Source organism: Cupriavidus sp. H39, from assembly GCF_050271075.1.
GTDB classification, from domain to species: Bacteria; Pseudomonadota; Gammaproteobacteria; order Burkholderiales; family Burkholderiaceae; genus Cupriavidus; species Cupriavidus necator_B.
The window spans coordinates 1,517,830-1,537,990 of record NZ_CP189846.1 but is presented as its reverse complement, the minus strand read 5'-3'; the positions used below and the strand labels follow the sequence as shown (position 1 = coordinate 1,537,990).

General features: G+C 66.9%; 20 protein-coding genes. 10 read left to right on the top strand and 10 right to left on the bottom strand.

Annotated elements, in window-relative coordinates; translation table 11 throughout:
- Positions 1–49 precede the first annotated feature (49 nt).
- The 3 genes from oxlT to ACOCMH_RS07370 all read right to left on the bottom strand — a co-directional run bounded on the left by oxlT (position 50) and on the right by ACOCMH_RS07370 (position 3,273).
- Positions 50–1,369 carry an oxalate/formate MFS antiporter gene (oxlT, locus tag ACOCMH_RS07380; RefSeq protein ID WP_427306245.1) on the bottom strand — a complete coding sequence of 440 codons (1,320 nt, stop codon included), beginning with the start codon at positions 1,367–1,369 and terminating at the stop codon, positions 50–52.
- A 628-nt stretch (positions 1,370–1,997) separates the two neighbouring features.
- Positions 1,998–2,216 carry a hypothetical protein gene (locus ACOCMH_RS07375; protein ID WP_427306244.1) on the bottom strand — a complete coding sequence of 73 codons (219 nt, stop codon included), beginning with the start codon at positions 2,214–2,216 and terminating at the stop codon, positions 1,998–2,000.
- Positions 2,217–2,349: 133 nt separating this feature from the next.
- Positions 2,350–3,273 carry a LysR family transcriptional regulator gene (locus tag ACOCMH_RS07370; protein WP_427306243.1) on the bottom strand — a complete coding sequence of 308 codons (924 nt, stop codon included), beginning with the start codon at positions 3,271–3,273 and terminating at the stop codon, positions 2,350–2,352.
- 309 nt (positions 3,274–3,582) lie between these two features.
- Here ACOCMH_RS07370 and ACOCMH_RS07365 point away from each other — a divergent pair, with 309 nt between their 5' ends.
- Together ACOCMH_RS07365 and ACOCMH_RS07360 are read left to right on the top strand one after the other, a co-directional pair.
- A complete protein-coding gene (locus ACOCMH_RS07365) occupies positions 3,583–4,524 on the top strand; it encodes a LysR family transcriptional regulator (RefSeq protein WP_427306242.1) in 942 nt (313 codons plus the stop codon).
- A gap of 104 nt (positions 4,525–4,628) precedes the next feature.
- Positions 4,629–4,934: a LysR family transcriptional regulator gene (locus ACOCMH_RS07360; RefSeq protein ID WP_427306241.1), complete on the top strand. Its 306-nt coding sequence runs from the start codon at positions 4,629–4,631 to the stop codon at positions 4,932–4,934.
- A 55-nt stretch (positions 4,935–4,989) separates the two neighbouring features.
- On the opposite strand, the gene ACOCMH_RS07355 is transcribed toward ACOCMH_RS07360, so the two are convergent.
- Together ACOCMH_RS07355 and ACOCMH_RS07350 are read right to left on the bottom strand one after the other, a co-directional pair.
- Positions 4,990–5,448 (bottom strand): DUF2269 family protein, encoded by a 459-nt coding sequence (locus ACOCMH_RS07355; RefSeq protein ID WP_427306240.1) that lies wholly within the window; start codon positions 5,446–5,448, stop codon positions 4,990–4,992.
- Positions 5,430–6,710: an SDR family oxidoreductase gene (locus tag ACOCMH_RS07350; protein ID WP_427306239.1), complete on the bottom strand. Its 1,281-nt coding sequence runs from the start codon at positions 6,708–6,710 to the stop codon at positions 5,430–5,432. Before ACOCMH_RS07350 ends, ACOCMH_RS07355 begins: the two co-directional genes overlap by 19 nt.
- A gap of 12 nt (positions 6,711–6,722) precedes the next feature.
- Between ACOCMH_RS07350 and ACOCMH_RS07345 the strand changes: the two genes are divergently transcribed.
- Together ACOCMH_RS07345 and ACOCMH_RS07340 are read left to right on the top strand one after the other, a co-directional pair.
- Positions 6,723–7,256 (top strand): hypothetical protein, encoded by a 534-nt coding sequence (locus tag ACOCMH_RS07345; protein ID WP_427306238.1) that lies wholly within the window; start codon positions 6,723–6,725, stop codon positions 7,254–7,256.
- 288 nt (positions 7,257–7,544) lie between these two features.
- On the top strand, positions 7,545–8,444 hold the full coding sequence (locus ACOCMH_RS07340) for a manganese catalase family protein (RefSeq protein ID WP_427306237.1): 900 nt from the start codon (positions 7,545–7,547) through the stop codon (positions 8,442–8,444).
- Positions 8,445–8,465: 21 nt separating this feature from the next.
- On the opposite strand, the gene ACOCMH_RS07335 is transcribed toward ACOCMH_RS07340, so the two are convergent.
- The 4 genes from ACOCMH_RS07335 to ACOCMH_RS07320 form a co-directional block, all read right to left on the bottom strand.
- Complete coding sequence (locus ACOCMH_RS07335) at positions 8,466–9,746, bottom strand: Nramp family divalent metal transporter (RefSeq protein ID WP_427306236.1); 1,281 nt, start codon at positions 9,744–9,746, stop codon at positions 8,466–8,468.
- Between the two features lie 19 nt (positions 9,747–9,765).
- Positions 9,766–9,891, bottom strand: coding sequence for a hypothetical protein (locus tag ACOCMH_RS07330; RefSeq protein ID WP_427306235.1), 126 nt, complete (start codon positions 9,889–9,891; stop codon positions 9,766–9,768).
- Positions 9,892–10,131: 240 nt separating this feature from the next.
- Positions 10,132–10,443 carry a hypothetical protein gene (locus ACOCMH_RS07325; RefSeq protein WP_427306234.1) on the bottom strand — a complete coding sequence of 104 codons (312 nt, stop codon included), beginning with the start codon at positions 10,441–10,443 and terminating at the stop codon, positions 10,132–10,134.
- A gap of 154 nt (positions 10,444–10,597) precedes the next feature.
- The gene (locus tag ACOCMH_RS07320) at positions 10,598–11,089 is read right to left on the bottom strand and encodes a helix-turn-helix transcriptional regulator (RefSeq protein ID WP_427306232.1); all 492 of its coding nucleotides are present in this window, start codon (positions 11,087–11,089) and stop codon (positions 10,598–10,600) included.
- A gap of 435 nt (positions 11,090–11,524) precedes the next feature.
- On the opposite strand from ACOCMH_RS07320, the gene ACOCMH_RS07315 reads away from it, so the two are divergent.
- From ACOCMH_RS07315 to ACOCMH_RS07290, 6 genes are read left to right on the top strand one after another with little or no spacing between them, the layout of a single operon-like run.
- Positions 11,525–12,730, top strand: a complete 1,206-nt coding sequence (locus ACOCMH_RS07315; RefSeq protein ID WP_427306231.1) for an ATP-grasp domain-containing protein — start codon at positions 11,525–11,527, stop codon at positions 12,728–12,730.
- The gene (locus tag ACOCMH_RS07310) at positions 12,727–14,547 is read left to right on the top strand and encodes an IucA/IucC family protein (protein WP_427306230.1); all 1,821 of its coding nucleotides are present in this window, start codon (positions 12,727–12,729) and stop codon (positions 14,545–14,547) included. The genes ACOCMH_RS07315 and ACOCMH_RS07310 overlap by 4 nt, the downstream gene beginning before the upstream one ends.
- Positions 14,544–15,716, top strand: a complete 1,173-nt coding sequence (locus ACOCMH_RS07305; protein ID WP_427306229.1) for an MFS transporter — start codon at positions 14,544–14,546, stop codon at positions 15,714–15,716. Before ACOCMH_RS07310 ends, ACOCMH_RS07305 begins: the two co-directional genes overlap by 4 nt.
- Positions 15,717–15,744: 28 nt before the next feature.
- Complete coding sequence (locus ACOCMH_RS07300) at positions 15,745–17,574, top strand: IucA/IucC family protein (RefSeq protein ID WP_427306228.1); 1,830 nt, start codon at positions 15,745–15,747, stop codon at positions 17,572–17,574.
- Positions 17,575–17,576: 2 nt separating this feature from the next.
- The gene (locus tag ACOCMH_RS07295; protein ID WP_427308396.1) at positions 17,577–18,809 is read left to right on the top strand and encodes a type III PLP-dependent enzyme; all 1,233 of its coding nucleotides are present in this window, start codon (positions 17,577–17,579) and stop codon (positions 18,807–18,809) included.
- A complete protein-coding gene (locus ACOCMH_RS07290; RefSeq protein WP_427306227.1) occupies positions 18,796–19,566 on the top strand; it encodes an HpcH/HpaI aldolase family protein in 771 nt (256 codons plus the stop codon). The genes ACOCMH_RS07295 and ACOCMH_RS07290 overlap by 14 nt, the downstream gene beginning before the upstream one ends.
- A 110-nt stretch (positions 19,567–19,676) precedes the next feature.
- Here ACOCMH_RS07290 and ACOCMH_RS07285 read toward each other — a convergent pair whose 3' ends face one another.
- The gene (locus tag ACOCMH_RS07285) at positions 19,677–20,114 is read right to left on the bottom strand and encodes a PAS domain-containing protein (protein ID WP_427306226.1); all 438 of its coding nucleotides are present in this window, start codon (positions 20,112–20,114) and stop codon (positions 19,677–19,679) included.
- Between the last annotated feature and the right edge of the window lie 47 nt (positions 20,115–20,161).

The window sequence follows — 20,161 nt, the reverse complement described above, 5'->3', positions numbered from 1 at the left end:
CCGCGCCCGGGTACTGCCGGCGCCGGCCGGCGCCGTACTGCTTTCTTCATCAGGTCAGGTCTTCGGGTACGGTACGGTAGCCCATCGGCGCCGCGGTGTTGGCATGCACGTACTTGCGGGCATGGGCCTCGCGCATCGGCTTTAGCACGAACAGCGCCATCACCGCGGTCAGTGCCGCCATGGCGGAAGCCACCATGAACACCGCATGCCAGCTGCCGGTCGCGGCCGTGATCACGCTGGAGAACGGCACCAGCAAGGCGGCCGTGCCCTTGGCGGTATACAGCAAGCCGGCGTTGGTGGCGGCAAACTTGGGCCCGAAGGTGTCGCCGCAGGTGGCCGGGAACAGGCTGTAGATCTCGCCCCAGGCAAAGAACACCACGCCGGTCAGGATCACGAAGGCGACCGGATGGTGGCCGTACTTCGACAGCAGCAGGATACCGACGGCCTCCACGCCGAAGGCAAAGAACATGGTCCGTTCGCGGCCGATATGGTCGGAGATCCAGCCAAAGAACGGACGCGTCAGGCCATTGAGCACGCGGTCGATGGTCAGCGCGAAGGTCAGTGCCGGCAGGGTCAGGCCAAGGATGGAGATCGGCGCCTCGTGCAGGCCGAAGTCCTTGGCGATCGGGCCCAGCTGCGCGGTGGCCATCAGACCGCCGGCGGCCATCATGACGAACATCGCATACATGACCCAGAAGATCGGCGACTTCAGCACCTCGCGCGGCGAAGCGTTGTAGGTGGCGGCAGCCTTCAGCGTGGTCTTGACGTCGCTCAGGATCTTGGCCGACGGCGGGTACAGGGCCATGCCGAGGATGAACACCACCAGCCCCTGGCCAAGGCCGAACCATAGGAAGGCAGCCTCATAGCCGGAGGTCTTGATCATGTTGGCGATCGGCACCACGGTGAGCGCCGAGCCGGCGCCGAAACCGGCCGCGGTAATCCCAGCCGCCAGGCCGCGGCGATTCGGGAACCACTTCAGCGCGTTGCCCACGCAAGTGCCATACACCGCGCCGGCGCCCAGGCCGCCGATAGCGGCCGCGAAGTAAAGCATGGGCAGCGAGGAGGCCACCGAGTTCAGCGCCCAGGCCACTGCGCACAGCAGGCCGCCACCCACCACCACCGGGCGCGGGCCGTACTTGTCGACCAGGTAACCCTCGATCGGCACCAGCCAGGTTTCGGTCACCACGAAGATGGTGAAGGCGACCTGGATCGCGGTGCGGCCCCAGCCGTATTTGTCGTCGATCGGGTTGACGAACAGGGTCCAGCCGTATTGCATGTTGGCGATCATCGCCATGCAGATCACGCCGAATACCAGTTGTACCCACGGCGACGCAAAGCGCGACGTGGACTCCCTCTGCTGCAATTCCATGATGTCTCCTTATAGCGGCGAACCGCCAAGGTGGAAGATGGGCGCCTGTAGACGCCTCTGCGTGACTCTCGGTCGAAGAACAGCTGAGCCGTTCTAGTGCTATACGGTATGTGATATATCAGGTAAGTCAAGCGTATTCTTCGCGGCTATGCAGCATCCTGCCGCGTTACCTGGAGCCGGAGCCTTCCCTGGCAGCGTGCGACTAGTGCGCAGACTGCATCAAAGGCCGCGCCGGCAGCATCCGGAGTCGTTGGAAATCAAGCAGTTGGCGTGCGCCTGCAGATCAATCGGCCGACGCAACGCACCCGCAAGCATGCCGGGGATCGCACCATCGAAAAACCGGGAAAACGAGCGGTTCGGGAAAGTCCCTAGATGCAGACATGGATGCCTGGCGGTGTACGTATGGACGATGAATCCTTACCGCAGGGACTGGACAGACAGGGCGCGCTGGCTTGCGCAGAGGGGACGCGCAGGATGCGTGCCGCTGTTCGCCGTTGCGCACGGATGGAGAGAGAGAAGAAGGCGGCCGTACACGTCGTGATTGGCGTGCTTGTCGCCAGGGATGCCGGCCGCTACAGCCCTTGCCTGATGCGCGCCTCAGCGTGCAAGCGTCGCGCGCGTGCTGGCCTCAGGCGTAAGCAAGTTCGCCAGCGGCCGGCACGATGCGCGACGGGCTGGCACGACCCACGCCGTCGCTGTGCTGGTTCGAGCCCAGTCCGGCGAAGCGGCCATGGTCCTGCGCGGTGACCAGCATGTCCATGGGCAGGCGCGTGGCCAGCAGCGTGGTCACGGCCACACCGACAGCGATCAGGGCCAGGCCAAGGGCGACGAGAAGTGCGACTTCCATTTGAAAACTCCAGTAGCGTTGTGATCAGGAGTTTTCATTATATGCTGCGCCGCACTATGTGTAAATATCCTGTATGTAATATATCAATAGAAGATTTGCACTAATCCAACACGTCGCCACCTCAGGCTTGCGGTCATACCGTCGTCGTTTCACGACTGCGCATAGGCGGCTCCTGATACTCCTGGCCGCGCAGGGCGTCCCAGATGGCGGCGGCATTCGGCTTCAACGACCGGCTCTTGCGCCGCACCAGCATGACCGTCGAGGTGACCTGTGGCCGCAGCGGCCGCATCACGGCGGCCGGATGCATGCCTCCGGCCTGCGCCCGCGACGGCACCACGCCGATGCCCAGCCCAAGCGCCACCATGCCGAACACCGCGGCGAAATGGCCGAGCAGTTGCAGCGAACCCGCGCGCACGTGATAGCTGCTGAGCGCCTTTTCCACCGCCGGCTGCATACCGCATTGCTGATCCAGCGTCAGCACGCTGGCATCGGACAGGTCGCCCCACCCTACCGTGTCGTGCTGGGCCAGCGGGTGCTTGGCGGGCAGCACGGCGTGATAAGCGTCGACGCACAACGGCTCGCAATACAGGTCGTCTCCAGCGCGCGGATCAGTGGCGATGCCGAAATCGACCTCGCCGCTGCGCACGCTCTGCAGCACCGACTCCTGCGAACGGTCCTTCAGGTGGATGGCGATCGCCGGCCAGGCCTGCCGGCAGCCGGCGAGCCAGGCCGGCAGCGACATCGAGCTCAGCACCGGGTCCGACGCGATCTGCACCAGGCCCTGGCATGGCCGGCTGGCGCTCTGGCTGTCGCGCAAGGTCTGCTCGACTTCCTCGATCAGGTGGCAGATGCGCTGGGACAGGTGCTGGCCCGCGTCGGTCAGTTCCACCTGGCGCGTGGTGCGGTCGAACAGCCGCTGGTCGATCTCTTCTTCCAGCTCGCGCACGCTGCGGCTGACCGCGGACTGCGTCAGGCCCAGTTCCACCGCGGCGCGGGTGAAGCTCTTGTGCCGCGCCACCGCGGCAAAGGCTTTCAGTTGCGGGAGCGAGATATTCATGGCCTCTCCCCCTGCCCTGCGCCGGCATGGCTGAGGCGAAGCCGGTCTTCAGGCATGGCATGGCGCCGCGGGGCACGCACGGTTGCGTTCGGTCCGGTCACGGTAGTCTCCTTGGTGTTTGTCGTGGCTGTCGGCAGCCATCGTTGCGGTCGGCCGTGCTGGTGGCCGGCGGCGGCTCCTGCGCTACCGGAGTGCCGGATTCGGGCGGGACATGGAAGTCTGCCGATTGATGCTACTTGAATCTAAGATCTACACTGCATAAAGTTTTTTATCGTTTATATAGCGGATCGTTTATAGGACAGGAGCCCGATGAAGAACGCCACGCTGCGGCAACTCAAGGTCTTCGAGACCGTTGCCCGCCATATGAGTTTTTCCCGCGCCGCCGAGGAACTGCACCTGACGCAGCCGGCGGTGTCGACCCAGGTGCGGCAGCTTGAACACCACGTGGGACTGCCGCTGTTCGAGCAACTCGGCAAGAAGATCTACCTGACCCCGGCGGGCCATGAAATGCTGCATTACAGCCGCAGCATCATCCAGCAGTTCCGCGAAGCCGAAGACGCCATGTCGCAGCTCAAGGGCATCTCCGGCGGTCGCCTCAATGTCGCGGTGATCAGCGCCGGCGACTATTTCTTTCCACGGCTGCTGGCGGAATTCATGGACCGCCATGACGGCGTGACGCTGAACCTGGCCGTGCACAACCGCGAGGAATTGCTGCACCAGCTGGCCGGCAACCTGACCGACCTGGCCGTGATGGTGCGCCCGCCCGAGGGCATGGACACCATCAACGAGGCCTTTGCGCCCCACCCTTATGTCATCGTCGCCGCGCCCAGCCATCCGCTGGTGGGCGAGCGCAACATCCCGCTTGCCGAACTGGCCGACGAAGCCTTTGTTGCGCGCGAGAAAGGCTCGGACACCTGGAACTCGATGCAGGAAGGCTTTGCCGGGCGTTTGTCGAACCTGCGCATCGCCATGGAGATCAAGAGCACCGAGACCATCAAGCAGGCCGTGATCGCCAATATGGGCATTGCCTTCCTGTCGGCCCATACGGTGGGGCTGGAGCTGCAGGCCGGCAAGCTTGCCGTGCTCGATATCGAAGGCTTCCCGGTGATGCTTAACTGGTACGTGGTGCATCGCAAGAACAAGCGCCTGCCGCCGGTGGCACTGGCGTTCAAGCAGTTCCTGATGGAGGAAGGCGCCGGGCTGATCCAGAAGATCACGGGCGTGGAAGGACTGATACGCCAAGATGCATAAACGATGGTTTATGGTTTTGCTATGAAACTTTAATTATCGTAAATCATCCGATCTCCCTATGCTTGTCTCAACCCAACTGCCAGCGCGCACCCGAGGAGACCAGCATGAATCCCGCCCAGCAGGAAAGCCGCCACGCCGCCATCACCGTCGGCGCCGACAACCAGCCCATCCCGCGCGACACCCAGCTCGCCGCGTATAACGCCGCGTTCATTGAACTGGGGCTGCGCTTTCGCTGGGACGCCGCCATGTATGAATGGCTGTGCGGCATCGAATGCGAAAAGGGACGGGTGGCCCGCTATATCGAGGAACACCACCCACACCTGCTGGCCGCCTACGACGCCGCGTTCCTGAGCGCGCTGATCTTCGAGAAAAAGAACGAGTACCTGCGCGCGGTCGGCCACCTCAACTGAGCGGGCCCGATCGGTTCACGGCGAGGCGCGCGGCAGCGGCCTCGCCGTTTTTTATTCAGCTGAGCTTGGCCACCATCAGGTAGAAGATGGCCAGGAACGAGATCAGCGCCGGAAAGCCCAGCCCGAACCACCACCAGAACAGGCGCCAGTAGGCGCGCGGCAACCGCGGCCCGGCGCAGTCCAGCGCCACGTCGCGCATGCGCTTCTGCAGCCAGACCACCGGCAGCCAGCAGGCAATGGCGACCGCGTAAAGCACCACCGACCACTTGAGCCACGGCGCCGACCACGAGAACCCTGCCATCCGCACCAGCGCATAGCCGGTCAGGGGCTGCAGGATGACCGTGGAAGCGGTGAAGATCCAGTCAGCGATCACCACCATGCGCGCGGTCGCGGCGACGGTGCGGACGTTGCGCGTCAGCGTCGCGCCGACCAGGTAGAAGGCACTGCCCACGCCGGTGCCGAACAGAAACGTCGACGACAGGATATGCAGCCATTTCAGCGTGACGTAGTCCATGCCCGCTCCTCGCTCAGGTGCAGCCACCACAGCACGGCCAGCATCGGCAGATTCTTGCTGAGCGGGCCATAGGGATGCAGCCAGTATTCCGGCAGGCGCACGCTGATGATGGCGGTGTAGCCCAGGATCAGCGCGATCTGCGCCAGCCACAGCCAGCGCGGGCGCCGCGGCAGCACGCACAGCACGCCGAAGGCGAGGTCTAGCAGCGCGGCGCCATACAGCGCCAGCGGCTGCATGGCGGGGGGCACGCCCGCGCGCGCAAGCAGCGCATAGCTGTCAGCCACCGGGTACAGCCCCAGCGAGACCGCGGCGGTGATGATCCATACCAGGGCGACGCTCCAGCGCAGCACCGGATGGATCCAGCGCTGCAGCGCCTGCGCGCGCAACGCGCCGCGCAGGCCCGGCGGGATGAATGCTGGCACGGCCAGCGGTGGCCGCCCCAGCAGGCGCGCGAGCCCCGACGGATCCGCCACGCTGCCCTGGTCCAGCATGGTCAGCGCATCGCGTCCCAGCACGCCGCCGGTGACGCGTTCGGCCAGGGGCATCATCGCCTGGGCCAGACTGCGCGGCATCGGCAACAGCCAGGCGTTGCCGCGCAAACCCAGGCCGTGTCGCAGTGCGTCCAGGTAGCCGGCCAGCGGCATCGGCGACGGGCCCACCAGCGCCAGCCGGCCGGATTGCCAGGGCGCCTTGCCGCCCCATGCGGCAAGCAAGGCCACGATGGCCTGCGCCACGTCGTCGACATGGACCGGCTGCACCGGTTGCCTGCCGCCTCCCGGCAGTGCCAGGCAGGGCAGCGTCGCCAGCGCGCAGAACAGCTGCGCACTGGTGCCATCGGCGCCGAACACCAGCGACGGCTGCAGCACCGTGGCATCGATGCCGAGGCCGAGCAAGTGCTGGTCGGCCGTGCGCTTGCTGCGATGGAATTCGGTAAGCGCGTGGTCATCGGCCCCCAGCGCCGACATCTGCAGTACCAATCGCACCCCATGCCGCACGCAGGCGTCGAACAACGCCTGCGGCGCGGCGCGATGCAGCACGTCGAAGCGCTGCGAGGGCGTTTCACGGAAGATGCCGACCAGGTTGACCACCGCATCGACATCCGCCAGCAACGGCGCCCAGTCCGCCGCCGCCGTCATCCGCGCGAAATCGACGGCACGGAATTCGCTTGCCGTGCTGGCATGGCCGCCATGCGGCGCTTCGGGTGCATCGCGCGCGGGCACGCGCCGCACGCCCGCTATCACATGGAATCCTTCAGCCAGCATTGCGGCACAGGCATGGCGGCCGATAAAGCCGCTGGCGCCGAGCACCAGCACCCGGTGGATGCGGCCACCGTGCTGCGCCGCGCCGTCGTCTCGGGCACCTGCGCCAGCCTGTTGTCCACCGGCATGCTGGCCTGCGGCGGCAGCGTCGACTGCGGCAGCGCCTTCGCGCCGGTCAACGCGGTCAGCCACTGGGTCTGGGGCGAGCGTGCCATGCATGTCAACCGTCCCTCGGTCCGGCATACCGTGCTGGGCTATGTCATCCATCATTCGATGTCGGTGTTCTGGGCGGCCTTCTACGAAGCGGCGATGGCCGGTGCCGAGGCACAGGGCGGGCAGCGCCAGCGCACGCCGGCGCGGGTGCTCGGCGGCCTTGCGGTGGCCGGCATTGCGTGCTTCGTCGACCTGAAGTGCACGCCCCACCGCCTCACTCCCGGCTTCGAGCGCCGGCTCTCGGCCAGCATGCTCACGCTGGTCTACCTGGCGTTTGGGCTGGCGCTGCCGCTGGGCGCGATGCTGCTGCGGCACGCGGCCGGAAGGCGCGGCTAAGGCCCGCCTGCATTCTCCGGGAACGCCCGTCCTGCTGCACCCAGCGCCAGTAATTTTCACACGGCTCTCCCGGTTTTACCGTATCCGCCGCGCCGGGCGGGCCTAGCGCGTTGCGCCGGGCAACACGCTGCATGCAGCCGTGCAAGCTCCACGCCACCGCAAGCTGTTTGCGCCCCCCGTGGGCATGATCGTTGCGACCGCGAGCGCCCGGCCGGGCCGTCGTTCCTCCACCCGCCTGCGGCAGCCGCACCGGCGCGCCCCCGGCTCACCTCAACCGGAGAGACCACCATGTTCATGCACAACAAGCGACTGCAGTACACCGTGCGCGTATCGCGTCCCGACCCCGGCCTGGCCAATCTGCTGCTGGAGCAGTTTGGTGGCCCGCAGGGCGAGCTGGCCGCGGCCTGCCGCTATTTCACGCAGGCCCTGGCCGAGGAAGACCCCGGCCGCAAGGACATGCTGCTCGATATCGCCACGGAAGAACTGAGCCACCTCGAGGTGATCGGCTCGATCATCGCCATGCTCAACCGCGGCGCCAAGGGCGAACTGGCTGAAGGGCTGGACCAGCAAGCCGAGCTCTACCGCTCGCTGCAGGGCGCCGGCAATGACAGCCACGTGACCCAGGTGCTGTTCGGCGGCGGACCGGCGCTGGTCAACTCCGCCGGCGTGCCCTGGAGCGCCGCCTATGTCGATACCATCGGCGAGCCCACCGCCGACCTGCGCTCCAACATTGCCGCCGAGGCGCGCGCCAAGATCATCTACGAACGGCTGATGAACGTGACCGACGACCCCAGCGTGCAAGAGGCACTGGGCTTCCTGATGACGCGCGAGATCTCGCACCAGAAGTCGTTCGAGAAGGCGCTGTACTCGATCACCCCCAACTTCCCGCCGGGCAAGACGCCGGGCGACCCGCAGTTCGCCAACGTCTATTTCAAGATGTCGCAGGGCGAGGCGATGCGCGGGCCGTGGAACGCGGACCGTACCTTCGTTTTTGTCGAAAGCCCGACGCCCGCGGTGGACGGCGGCGACGGCACCGCCCAGGTCGACCTGCCCGCCGAGCAGCAGGACACGCTGGAGGCCTTTGCGATGCGCGGCGCCTCTGATCCGCAGAGCGATCCGCTGACGGGGGCGGAACTGGGTGCGGGCGGACCCGAAGCCGATGACGAGCAGGAGGGCCCGCAGCGCTGAGATGCGCGCGCGCAATCCGCGCTATGGCCGCCACGCCGTCAGCATCATCGCCACCATCGCCACGTTCATGGCGACGATGATGCCGACGGCCAGCGCGGCCAGCACGAACACCGTGCGCGAATTGGCGTAGCGGCCCATCAGCCTGCGGTCGCTGGTGAAGCGCAGCAGCGGGATCGCCGCGAACGGCAACTGCAGGCTCAGGATCACCTGGCTCACCAGCAGCAGCTGCGCCATGCCGCGCTCGGCAAACAGGATGGCCACCACCAGCGCGGGCACGATCGCCACGCAGCGCGTCAGCAGGCGGCGCGCCCACGGCGGCAGCCGGGTGCGGATAAAACCCTCCATCACCACCTGCCCCGCCAGGGTTGCCGTCACGGCGGAACACTGCCCCGAGGCGAGCAGCGCGACACCGAACACCACGCTGGCCCAGGTGGCGCCTGTGAGCGGGCTGAGCAGCCGATAGGCATCCTGGATTTCGGCGACGTCGGTATGGCCGGCCGCATGGAATACGCCCGCGGCTGTGACCAGGATCGCACTGTTGATGACGAAGGCAATCGCCAGCGCCGTGACCGTGTCGACGGCGATATAGCGCAGCGCGCGCTCGGTGCCCTGCCGGTCCGCGTGCGGCAGGCGCGTCTTGACCACGGCGGAATGCAGGTACAGGTTGTGCGGCATCACCGTGGCGCCAATGATGCCGGTGGCGATATACAATGCGCCGGCATCGCCCAGCACCGCCATGCGCGGCACCAGGCCTGCCGCCAGGTCCGGCCACGCGGGCTGCGCCAGCGCCAGCATCAGCAGGAAGCAGCCCAGCACCAGCACCACCATGCTGATGACAAAGACCTCCAGCCGCCTGTAGCCGCGCTGCTGCAGCACCAGCACCAGCAGCACGTCGAGCACGGTCAGCGCCACGCCCCACGGCAGCGGCAGCCCGAACAGCAGGTTCAGCGCAATCGAGGTGCCGATCACCTCGGCCAGGTCAGCGGCGCAGATCGCCACTTCGCACAGCACCCACTGGGACCAGGCCGACAGCGGCGAGGCGTGCCTGCGGCAGGCCTGCGCCAGGTCCAGGCCGCTGACCAGCCCGAGGCGGCTGGCCATGACCTGCAGCAGCATCGCCATGGCGCTGGCCATCGCCACCACCCAGAGCAGGCGATAGCCGTAGGCCGAGCCGCCGGCGAGATCGGTGGCCCAGTTGCCCGGGTCCATATAGCCGACCGCGACCAGGTAGCCGGGCCCGGCAAAGCGGGCGAAGTCGCGCCACGCGTAAGCCGGTGGCGCGGCGGCGAGTTCGGGAGGCATCAGGGCACGGCTGGCACCGCTACACCGATTGCGGCAACAGCCGCGCCAGCAGGGAAGCGGCTCCCGCTGCGACGATGAACAGGCCCAGGGCCATGCGCACCGGATGGCAGCGCCAGCGCCGCCAGAACCAGCCGTCTCGATCCATCGCCATTCTCCCGATGGGCCGGCCCACCGCGGTGCCGGCAGACTTGCCGCGGCGCAAGGATCGTTCCGGCCCGGCAAGGACCGGTCACGCACGGCCTGCGGCGCACGCGGCGCGCTGCATGGTAAATCCGGCGCAGCCGTGTACGCGCCGTTTTGCAAGCTTTACGTGCGCTATCGGGTCGAGTTGGTTCGACCCAAAAAACATGGCAGGTGCTTTGCTCCTGCCTGCGGCCAGCACGGATCAGTCGTCGTCATGCCAACGATGCCATTCACGGTGCCGTTCGCGCCATTCACGTTCGCGCCACCGCCGCTCCCGCCACTGCTCCTCTCGCCAGGCGCGCCTGGCCCGCCAGTCATCGTAATACGCCGGTGCGGCGATCACCGGTTGTTGCGGCACCGCGTAGACCGGTGCCGGTTCATAGTAGACGGGCGGTGGAGCGACGACGTAGCCGGGAACCCCGATGCCAATGTCCACGTTCACCCGGGCTTGCGCACTGCCCCATCCGATCGTGCCCAGGCCTGCAAGAACGCAGGCCGCAAGAATGTTTCGCATGATGAATTTCCTCCCGCAGCGAAATGTAGGCGCGAAACGCGGCAGAAAGTGTTTTCTAAGCGTTAGCCTGGTTCCCGGTTGTAACGGCGACCCTTGACGGCGGCGCACTGGCCCGGCTGAAGGCCCCCGCAAAGGCGCTCGCCAAGGGGTTTAACTACGATTCCCGCGAAGAACGGGGCGCCAGGAGGTCTTCGAAAAAGAAGGCCGCCAACTGATGGCGCCCGCTCACCTTGGCTTTGGCATAAAGGTTGGCGGCGTGCTGCCGCACGGTCTTCGCGCCGGTTTCGCGCACACCGGCAATTTCCTCCAGCGACAAGCCCTTGACCAGCAGCAATGCGACGTCCCTTTCGGCGGGAGTCAGGTTCCAGCGCTCGAACTGCTCTTGCATCGATTGCAGGAAATCGCGCGTGGACTGCTGTGCGACGGCGTCGCGTTCCGCCGCGGCGCGCGCGGAGGCGTCCGCCGAATGCTTGAGCGTTTCGAACGCGCGCAAGGCCCGCCGGCGTTCACAGATCACGACGCAGAGGACGGCCAGGAACGCAATCGTCGCCGCGGTTTCGGCATAGAAGTGGAAGGACGGCCCGCTGCCTACAAGCTGGTACAGATCCCATGCCTGATAAAGCGGGAAGACGGCAAGCAGCAGCAAGAACTTTGGGGGCATAGGCGTTCGGTTTCTGGCCAGCGATGACGAGCCGGCTGGAAAAAAACGGGCATAAAGGCGGACGCGTAATGTAACTGATTCTCAATAACTGGCAAAGACCTGTCTTGTCAGCATAAGCTGAAGTGACTTACTTCGCACAATTCCGATCCGGGACATATGTCCCGGTGCCGAATATGTGGACCTTGCGCCATCCCAACACGGAACAAATGGCCTGAATGTCTATGGCAAATGCCGCCCGCCAGCCAATGTGTCGTTGAATTTGAGAATGAGTCGCATTAGCATGCTTCGAGCAATTGGCCCGCCGCGAACGGCCACGGATCTTCGCCCGGCATTCGCGGCAACCCGAAGACGCCGTGCATCGCGCACCGTCGTTGGAGCGACTGAGAGCTCCCACTCGTACATCCCTCTGAGGCTCGACTCATGCAAGAGATCTTCGTACTCGCCCACGTACCGACCACCGCCGTCAACGAAGGATTCCTGCCGGCGGCGCACGCGCTCGGGCGCGCCGTGGTGTTGTTGACCGATTGTGCCGACGCCCATCGCGCACACTTTGCCGGCGTTGGCCTGCCCGCCTATCCGGATGACATCGTCCCGTGCGATGTCTTCAACCCGCTGGCGGTAGTCGATGCCATCACTCGCCGCGGCGGCAAGCCCGCGGCCGTATTTTCCAATAGCGACCATCTGCAGGCGGCGACGGCGATCGCATCGGCCTACTTTGGCCTGCCAGGCAAGGACTGGCGCACCACCTACGCCGCCAAGAACAAGGCAGAAATGCGGCGGCGGCTGCAGGAGGCGGGCATCGACACGCTCTGGCACGCGGTTGTCTGCGACCGCGCCAGCCTGGCCGCGCTGGCCCACGTGCCGATGCCGTGCATCGTCAAGCCGCGCGAAGGCGTGGCCAGCCAGCAGGTCAGCCTGGCGCGCAGCCATGCCGAACTGGCCGAGCATTGCGGCGCGATCTGGACCCGCCACCCGGGCCAGGTGTTGCTGCTGGAAGAATATCTGGAAGGCCCGTTGTACACGCTGGAAACGCTGGGCGATGGCAAGCAGCTTCGCGCGCTGGGCGGCTTCCGCGTGGCCCTGTCGCCTCCGCCGTACTTCGTTGAGCTGGAAGCGGTATGGGGCACCGGCCTGCCGGCCGCGGTCGAAGCCGAGGTGCTGGACACCATCCGCCGCTTCGGCATCGGTTTTGGCGCCTGCCATACCGAATACGTGCTGACTGCGAAAGGCCCGCGGCTTATCGAGATCAACTACCGCAGCATCGGCGACTACCGCGAGTTCCTGCTTGCCGACACCTTGCAGTTCCCGTTGTTCGAGCAGGTCTTGCGCCTGCACCTTGGCGAGGCGCTGCCAGCGCTCGAGGTGCCGCGGCGGGCGGCCTGGATCCGCTATTTCACCGCGCAGGCAGAGGGCATGCTGCGACACGCGCCCGCCCACAGTCAGCACGAAGACGGCGGCGTGCGGCTGACCTACCAGCCCCTGCGCAAGGTGGGCGACGCCATCCAGCTGACCCACTCCAACAAGGATTACCTGGGCGTGCTGCGCGCCAGTGGCCCCGACACCGCGGGTCTTGCCGCCGCGGTCGAACTGGCCAGCAGCCAGCTCGCCTGGGAGATCGCACAATGAGCGCCCGCCTGCCCGAGCGACCAGCCCTGTCCACCAGCGCCGCCGACGCCGACGCGGACTATGTCTGCGTTCGCGTCGTCGATACCCTGCTGCGCGAAGACGTGCGCGCGTGTGCCAGCCGTGGCGAGGTGTACGGCGGTGCAGCGGTGGCGGCCGCTGACGCGCATGGGTTCGACGCCGGCCAGCAGTGGCTGCGCGTCGCGCACCTTGGCGCCGGCACGCTGTGGATCCCGGTAACGCCAACGCGCTACATGCAGGAATGGCGCCTGACCCGCCTGCCCGTGCTGCGCGAAGCGGCCGGCGCGTTCACCGCGCTGCATGACCTCGACACCATCCTGGCCGCTTTTGCCGACGGTCTGCCCGACGAAGAGACGCGGCTGTTCACCGCCTACGGCGACGAATGCCGTGCCGCGGCCGAGCATCGCACCGTATCGATGGCCGCGCGCGCACGCTGGTTTGCGCAGGGTGACAGCGCTGCCGGCTACGCGCTGACGGCCTGGCACCAGCGCATGCTCCACTACGACCGCGTCGCGAGCTTCCTCGACCACCCCTACTACCCCACCGCGCGCGCCAAGCTTGGCTTTACCGCCGCAGACCTGGCTCGCTACGCGCCCGAGTTCCAGCCGGCATTCGCGCTGAACTGGCTTGCCGTCCCGCGCGAGCGTCATCATCGCAGCGGCGACGCGCTGCCGCCGAACTGGCCCGATTGCGCCGAGGTCGGCCTCGATCCCGCACTTGCGCGCTCGCATGCGCTGGTGCCGGTTCATCCCTTCGTCTGGCAGCATCACCTCGATGGCTTCCTCGCCGAAGCCGGGCTTGAACGCCAGGTCATCCGCGCACCCCGGTCCTGCCTGCGCGTGTCGCCCACCTTGTCGGTGCGCTCGCTGGTGGTGCTCGACGCCCCCGCATGGCATATCAAGCTGCCGCTCACGATTCGCACGCTGGGCGCCAAGAACATCCGCACGATCAAGCCCAGCACCATCGGCGACGGCCATCGCATCCAGACCTTGCTTGGCGAGATTGTCCGCCAGGAACCGGGGCTGCACGGGCGCGTGCTGCTGACCGACGAAGCCAACGGCGCCCATGTCGACCAGCGCCCGTTCCTGGGCTATATCCTGCGCCGCTATCCCGAAGCGCAGCTGGCGGACAAGACCGTGGTCCCGGTGGCGGGGCTGCTGGCTGAAACCGCCAGTGGCCTGTGCGTGGCCGAGGAACTCGCTGGCCGCTATCACGGCGGCGATGTCGAGGCCTGGCTGGACACCTACCTGGCGCTGACCCTGCAGTTGCACCTCACGCTATGGCTGCGTTATGGCGTGGCGCTGGAATCCAACCAGCAGAACTCGATGCTGGTCTACGGCAGCGACGGCCTGCGCCTGATGCTCAAGGACAATGATGCCGCGCGCATCGACCGCCCCATGCTCGCCCAGCGCTGGCCGGCCCTCGCGGCCTGCCTGGAAGGCCTGCAAGACCAGCGGATCGGCGTGGACTCGGCGCTGCCGCTGGCGCAGATGTTCGTCACCATCACGCTGCAACTGAACATCGCGGCGCTGGTGGAAGGCCTGGCGCAGCGCCGTGGCACCGATGCGGGCGCCGGCTACGCGCGCGTGCGACGCCACGTGGAGGCCGTGCTTGCCGACCTGGCTGCCGCCGGCGAGGACACCACCTGCGCGCGCCAGGTACTGCTCGACGACGACCGGCTGCACCTCAAGTACCTGCTGACCGCAGCGTCGCTGGCCGAAAAGGCGCAGACCGGCGCGACCGACGTCAACAAGTTCTATGGCAAGCGGGCCCCCAATTTTCTCAGGGTGGCCGCATGAGCGCCGGCACGCGGCAGGTTGTCGCGGTGGTGATGCTATGCCATTTCATCGCCGCGTTCGCGGCGCTGGGGATGCCGCCGTTCTTCGCCCTGATCCTGCAGCGCTCGCTGCATAACGACGTGCCATGGCTCGCGGGCGCGTTCTACGTGGTGCCAACGCTGCTGGCGGCGATCTCGGCGCCATGGTGGGGCCGGCTCGCGGACCGCTTCGGCAAGAAGCCGCTGCTGATGCGCGCGCAACTGGGGCTGGCGGCAAGCTTCTTGCTCGCCAGCTACGCAACCAACGCGTTTGCGTTCCTGGTGGCGCTTGTTCTGCAAGGCGTGCTGGGCGGGACCTTCTCGGCCTCCAATGCCTACCTGGCCACGGTCGCCAGCGGCACCACCCTGACTCGCAGCCTGACGGCGATGCAGTGGTCGGCGCGCGCCGCGCTGGTGGCCGCCCCCGCTTGTCTCGGCTGGTGGATGGGTGCCGAAGCGCCGATCGTGCTGTACCGCTGGCTTGCGCTGCTGCCGGTGGGCGCCGCGGTGCTGATTGCCTGGCTGCCAGCGGGCGAAGCCGGCAGCGCGGCAAAGCGGCCGGCACGCGCCCATGGCACCAGCGTGCCGGCACCCGCCACGCCGCGGCAAATCTATGTGCTGCAGTTTGCCTTCGTGTTCGCCACCGTGGTGACGTTCCCCTACTTCATCCCTGACATGCAGCAGCGCATGCCCGCCATCTCCTCGGCCACTGCCGGACTGCTGTTCGGCCTGCCACACCTGGTGTACCTGGCCGCGGCCCCGCTGCTGTCGCGACGTCTGGGGCTTGCCCCGTCGCTGGCACTGCTTGCCACCGCCTACGGCACGCTGGCGCTTGCCCTGGTGGCACAGGCCGCGCCGCTCGGACTGCCGGCGCTGGTGGCCTGGCGGCTGCTGATGGGCCTTGCCATGACCGTCGGCTTTATCGCGCTGCATGCGCTGGTCGCAAGCGTGGTGCACGCGGGCAATGCCGGCCGCACCTTCGGCTGGTTCGAAAGCAGTTCGAAATGGGGTGGGGTCGTGGCCGGCCTTGGCGCCGGCGCGGCGGTCAGCCTGGCCGGCCAGCGCGCCCCGTACCTGCTTGGCGCCGCGTTGCTGGCGCCAGTCGTCACCTACCTGGTCCTTACCGCCCGACAGCGGATGGGCACACTCTGATCCCTCCCGAGAACGAGGTCACAAGACAATGCAAGTGCAAGCCAAGACCGAAGATATCGGCACGCGCCGCCCGTTGGCAGAACTGGCCGCCGCGCGGCGCTGCGAGGAAACGCTGCTGAACTGCTACTGCCGTGAAGTCGCGGCCCCCGCCGGCGAGCTGCGCGTCGGCCCGCCCGCCGCGCCGAACGACTGGCCTGCGACCATCGCCATGATCCTGCAGCGCGAGCCGGCCCAGGTGCTGGAGGTGCGGTTGCCGCATCTCCACGACCGCCTGCTGGCCGTTGTCGGCGGTGCGTGGCTGACCGGCAACTACCGCTACCTGTCGCCGGTCTTCCACAAGGCCGAAAACAAGCCATGGGCGCTGCTGGACTGGGAAGCGCTGGCCGCGCTGCTGTTGCGCGAGATGGCGCAACAGCACGAACTGCCACCCAACACCGAACTGATGGTGCAGATCCGCAACAGCGTCGCGGTCAGCACGAAAGTGCTGTCAGTGCCCGTACCTGCGACCATCCCGGCCGATCCGGTGGAGGCCTATATCGATTCGGAGCAATCGCTGACCTTCGGCCATCCCTTCCATCCCACCCCTAAAAGCCGGCAGGGCTTCTCCGACGATGACCTGCTGCGCTATTCGCCGGAACTGCGCACACGCTTTCCGCTGGCGTGGTTTGCGGTGCCGCGCGAGGACATCGCGCAGCAGTCGCTGCTCGGCGCCAGCTGCGACCAGCTGATCGCGGCGCATGCCCCGGCCGTTTGCGCCGACCGCGTCGCGGTGCCGGTCCATCCGTGGCAGGCGGGATATCTGCGCGAGCATCCGCTCGTACACGCTGCATTGGCAAGCGGACGCATGCTGGACCTGGGCACGCAGGGTACGGACTTTTTTCCTACCTCATCGATCCGGACCCTGTACCAGCCTGGCAATCCGTACTTCTACAAGCTGTCGCTGAACATCCGCATCACCAATTGCGTGCGCAAGAACGCATGGTACGAGCTGGAGAGCGCCATGCATGTCAACCGCGTGCTGCGTCCGCTGCTGCCGGACCTGGCGCGCCTGTTCCCGGGCCTGGCGCTGATGGAGGAGCCAGCGTTCCTGTCGGTGGACCTGAAGAACGCCGATCTGGAGCAGAACCGCCAGGTCATCGAAGGCTTCGGCCTGATCCTGCGCCAGAGCGTGGATACGCTGCGCGCGCCTGGTTGCGTGCCGCTGCTGGCCGGCTCGCTGTTCGGCAACCATGACTACGGCGCTGCGCGCATGCAACGTCTTCTCACTGCGCTCGCCGCGCAGGCCGGGACCACGGTGGATGCCATGGCCGAGCGCTGGTTCTCCGCGTATGTGTCGCAGTTGCTCTACCCGGTGTTCCATCTTTTCTTCGCGCACGGCATCGTGTTCGAGCCGCACCTGCAAAATGTCGTGCTGGGTCTGCGCCAGGACATGCCGGCGCAGCTGTTCCTGCGCGACTTCGAAGGGGTGAAGCTGACGCCGTCGCGCCATCCCGCGTCGTCCATGCCCGGGCTCAGCGAACGCGCGCGGGCTTCGCTGTGGTATGACGAAGCGCAAGGCTGGAACCGCGTCGCCTATTGCCTGTTCGTCAACAACCTGTGCGAAGTCATCGCCCAGCTCGGTGCCGGCAGGCAGGTCCTGACTGCGCGGCTGTGGTCGGTGGTCCGTCATCACCTGCATGCCTACCAGCATCGCCATGGCAATGCCGCGTCGGCGCGGCGCATCAACGGCCTGCTGGCAGGCCACCCGTTCCCTGCCAAGACCAATTTCAGCAACCGCTTCTTCCAGCGCGCCGATCGCGCTTCGACCTACGTGTCCGTGGCCAATCCCATTCCCTTCGCCGGCATGGAGGCGGCATGACTATGAGCACTCCCGAACTACGCTGGTCGCGCGTCACCGGACACCTGCATCAGGCGCTCGCCGGCGCGGCCGACCCGCTCAGCGCCTACGTCTACGACCTCGAGGCGCTGCGCTGCCACGCCGGCGCCATCACGCGCAGCCTGCCGCCGGGTTTCGAACTGTTCTACGCCATCAAGGCCAATTCCGACCTGCCGATCCTGCAGACGCTGGCGCCGCTGGCGCATGGCTTCGAGATTTCCTCCGGCGGCGAACTGGCCTGGGTGCGCGAGCACTTTGCCGAGCTGCCGCTGATCTTCAGCGGCCCCGGCAAGACCGATGCGGAACTGGCCAGCGCGCTCGAGCTCGGCGTCGAGGCGCTGCATGTGGAAAGCTTGCACGAACTCGAGCGGCTGGCCTGGCTGGCGCGCGAGCGCGGCGTTACGGCCCCGGTGCTGCTACGCGTCAACCTGGCCATCGAAGGCTTGCAGGCCACCACGCTGATGATGGGCGGCAAGCCCACGCCGTTCGGCATTGCCGGCGACCAGCTGCCCGCGTGCCTGGCGTGGCTGCGCGCGCACCCGGAGATCCGGCTGCGCGGCTTCCATTTTCACCTGATGTCCCATCAGCTCGACGCCGCCGCCCACCTGCGCTTGCTCGACGCCTACCTGGGCCAGGTCAGGCGCTGGCGCGCCGAGTACGGGCTCGACACGCTCGACCAGGTCAACGTCGGCGGCGGTATCGGCGTCAATTACCGCGAGCCCGAACGGCAGTTCGACTGGGCCGGCTTTGCCGAAGGCCTGCCGGCACTGTCGGCACAGCGCGACGGGCTCACCGTGCGCTTCGAATGCGGCCGCTATATCACCGCGTTCTGCGGCTACTACGCCATGGAGGTGATCGACGTCAAGCATGCCTTCGATCGCACCTTCGTCGTCGCCTGCGGCGGCACGCACCACTTCCGCACACCCTATGCGCAAGGCCACAGCCATCCGTTCCGGGTGCTGCCGGTGGCGTCGTGGCGCTATCCGTTCGCCCGCCCCGCGGTGCGCGACGCGCGCGTCAGCGTGGTCGGGCAACTCTGCACGCCCAAGGACATCCTGGCCCACGACACGTCGGTGGACAGCGTGCGCGCGGGCGACCTGGTGGTGTTCCCGTACGCCGGCGCCTACGCCTGGCATATCTCCCACCATGACTTCCTGCGCCACCCGCATCCGCGGCATTGCTACCTGCCGGTGGAGCATACCCATGCTGCAGCCTAACCAACTCAAGGGTGCGCTCGCGGCCGGGCGCGACGTGTTCGGGCTGATCAACTCGCTGCCTTTGCCGCTGATGACAGAGATGATCGGCTACGCCGGCTTCGACTTCGTGATCCTGGACCTCGAGCATGTCGGCGTGAACCCGCAGACGCTCGAGAACATGATCCGCGCTGCCGAATGCGCCGGCATCACCGCGCTGGTACGGGTGCCCGCGGCAGAGCCGGCCATCATCCTGCGCGTCCTGGATGCCGGTGCGCAGGGCATCGTGGTGCCGCACGTATGCAGCCGCGCCACGGCCGAGCTGGCGGTTGCCAGCACGCGCTATCATCCGCTCGGCAGCCGCGGCATCGCCGGCGGCCGCACCACCGGCTTCGGTACGCTCACGCTCCCGGAATACATGGAGCGGGCCAACCGTGAGCTGATGGTAGTGGCCATGATCGAGGATCGCGAAGGCGTCGAAGCTATCGAACACATCGTTGCCGTGCCCGGCATCGACATGGTGCTGGAAGGCGCGATCGACCTGTCACAAAGCCTTGGCGTGCCCGCTGACGCGCACCATCCCGCAGTACAGGCCGCGATCCACCGCATGGCGCAGGCCTGCCGGTCCGGTGGCGTACCGTTCTGCGCCATGCCGCGCGCGGCCGGACAATACGAATCGTGGCGTGAGCTAGGCGTACACGCCTTCCTGCTGGGCGACGACCGGGCCACGGCCTTTCGCGCCATGAAGCAGCTGGTGGCAGGCTACCGGCGTGAACCTTGATGCCGGGCGGCACGAACGGCCCGTGCCTGCCTGACAGGGCTGCCGCCGAGGCAAATCGGGTGCACAGGAAAGACGGCGGCGGCGCCCGCGTCACTGCAGCGGCAGGCCCCTCAGGCTTGCTCCCTGACCTGGCTTTCCAGTTCGACCAGCCGCTTCTTCAGCGCCCGCTCCTCCTGGAAACGCACGGTCTCGTCGCGGATCACCGCGACGATGCCGGTGATGGCACCGGCGTCATCCTTGAGCAGCGCCACGGTAAAGGCGATCGACAGGGCCTTGCCGTCCTTGTCGACCGCGGGCACCTTGAGCAGGTCATGGCCGTAGCGCGTAATGCCGGTGGCCATGGTCTTGTCGTAGCCCTCCCAGTGGCGCCCACGCAGCCGTTCGGGAATGATCAGGTCGAGCGACTGGCCCATGGCCTCGGCCTGGGTGTAGCCGAACATGCGCTCGGCGGCCGGGTTCCACAGCGTGATGGCGCCGTTGGCGTCGGAGATGATGACGGCGTCGCCAATGGCGGACACCAGTTGCGCGAAATCGATGGGTTCTGGCATGGGGATTCCCTCTCTGTCGGTCATTGCCGGTTGGGGTATGTAGCCAT

Coding starts and splice junctions, on each gene's coding strand:
- oxlT (WP_427306245.1), bottom strand. CDS start 1,369: ATGGAATTGCAGCAGAGGGAGTCCACGTCGCGCTTTGCGTCGCCGTGG.
- ACOCMH_RS07375 (WP_427306244.1), bottom strand. CDS start 2,216: ATGGAAGTCGCACTTCTCGTCGCCCTTGGCCTGGCCCTGATCGCTGTC.
- ACOCMH_RS07370 (WP_427306243.1), bottom strand. CDS start 3,273: ATGAATATCTCGCTCCCGCAACTGAAAGCCTTTGCCGCGGTGGCGCGG.
- ACOCMH_RS07365 (WP_427306242.1), top strand. CDS start 3,583: ATGAAGAACGCCACGCTGCGGCAACTCAAGGTCTTCGAGACCGTTGCC.
- ACOCMH_RS07360 (WP_427306241.1), top strand. CDS start 4,629: ATGAATCCCGCCCAGCAGGAAAGCCGCCACGCCGCCATCACCGTCGGC.
- ACOCMH_RS07355 (WP_427306240.1), bottom strand. CDS start 5,448: ATGGACTACGTCACGCTGAAATGGCTGCATATCCTGTCGTCGACGTTT.
- ACOCMH_RS07350 (WP_427306239.1), bottom strand. CDS start 6,710: ATGCTGGCTGAAGGATTCCATGTGATAGCGGGCGTGCGGCGCGTGCCC.
- ACOCMH_RS07345 (WP_427306238.1), top strand. CDS start 6,723: ATGGCGGCCGATAAAGCCGCTGGCGCCGAGCACCAGCACCCGGTGGAT.
- ACOCMH_RS07340 (WP_427306237.1), top strand. CDS start 7,545: ATGTTCATGCACAACAAGCGACTGCAGTACACCGTGCGCGTATCGCGT.
- ACOCMH_RS07335 (WP_427306236.1), bottom strand. CDS start 9,746: ATGCCTCCCGAACTCGCCGCCGCGCCACCGGCTTACGCGTGGCGCGAC.
- ACOCMH_RS07330 (WP_427306235.1), bottom strand. CDS start 9,891: ATGGATCGAGACGGCTGGTTCTGGCGGCGCTGGCGCTGCCATCCGGTG.
- ACOCMH_RS07325 (WP_427306234.1), bottom strand. CDS start 10,443: ATGCGAAACATTCTTGCGGCCTGCGTTCTTGCAGGCCTGGGCACGATC.
- ACOCMH_RS07315 (WP_427306231.1), top strand. CDS start 11,525: ATGCAAGAGATCTTCGTACTCGCCCACGTACCGACCACCGCCGTCAAC.
- ACOCMH_RS07310 (WP_427306230.1), top strand. CDS start 12,727: ATGAGCGCCCGCCTGCCCGAGCGACCAGCCCTGTCCACCAGCGCCGCC.
- ACOCMH_RS07305 (WP_427306229.1), top strand. CDS start 14,544: ATGAGCGCCGGCACGCGGCAGGTTGTCGCGGTGGTGATGCTATGCCAT.
- ACOCMH_RS07300 (WP_427306228.1), top strand. CDS start 15,745: ATGCAAGTGCAAGCCAAGACCGAAGATATCGGCACGCGCCGCCCGTTG.
- ACOCMH_RS07295 (WP_427308396.1), top strand. CDS start 17,577: ATGAGCACTCCCGAACTACGCTGGTCGCGCGTCACCGGACACCTGCAT.
- ACOCMH_RS07290 (WP_427306227.1), top strand. CDS start 18,796: ATGCTGCAGCCTAACCAACTCAAGGGTGCGCTCGCGGCCGGGCGCGAC.
- ACOCMH_RS07285 (WP_427306226.1), bottom strand. CDS start 20,114: ATGCCAGAACCCATCGATTTCGCGCAACTGGTGTCCGCCATTGGCGAC.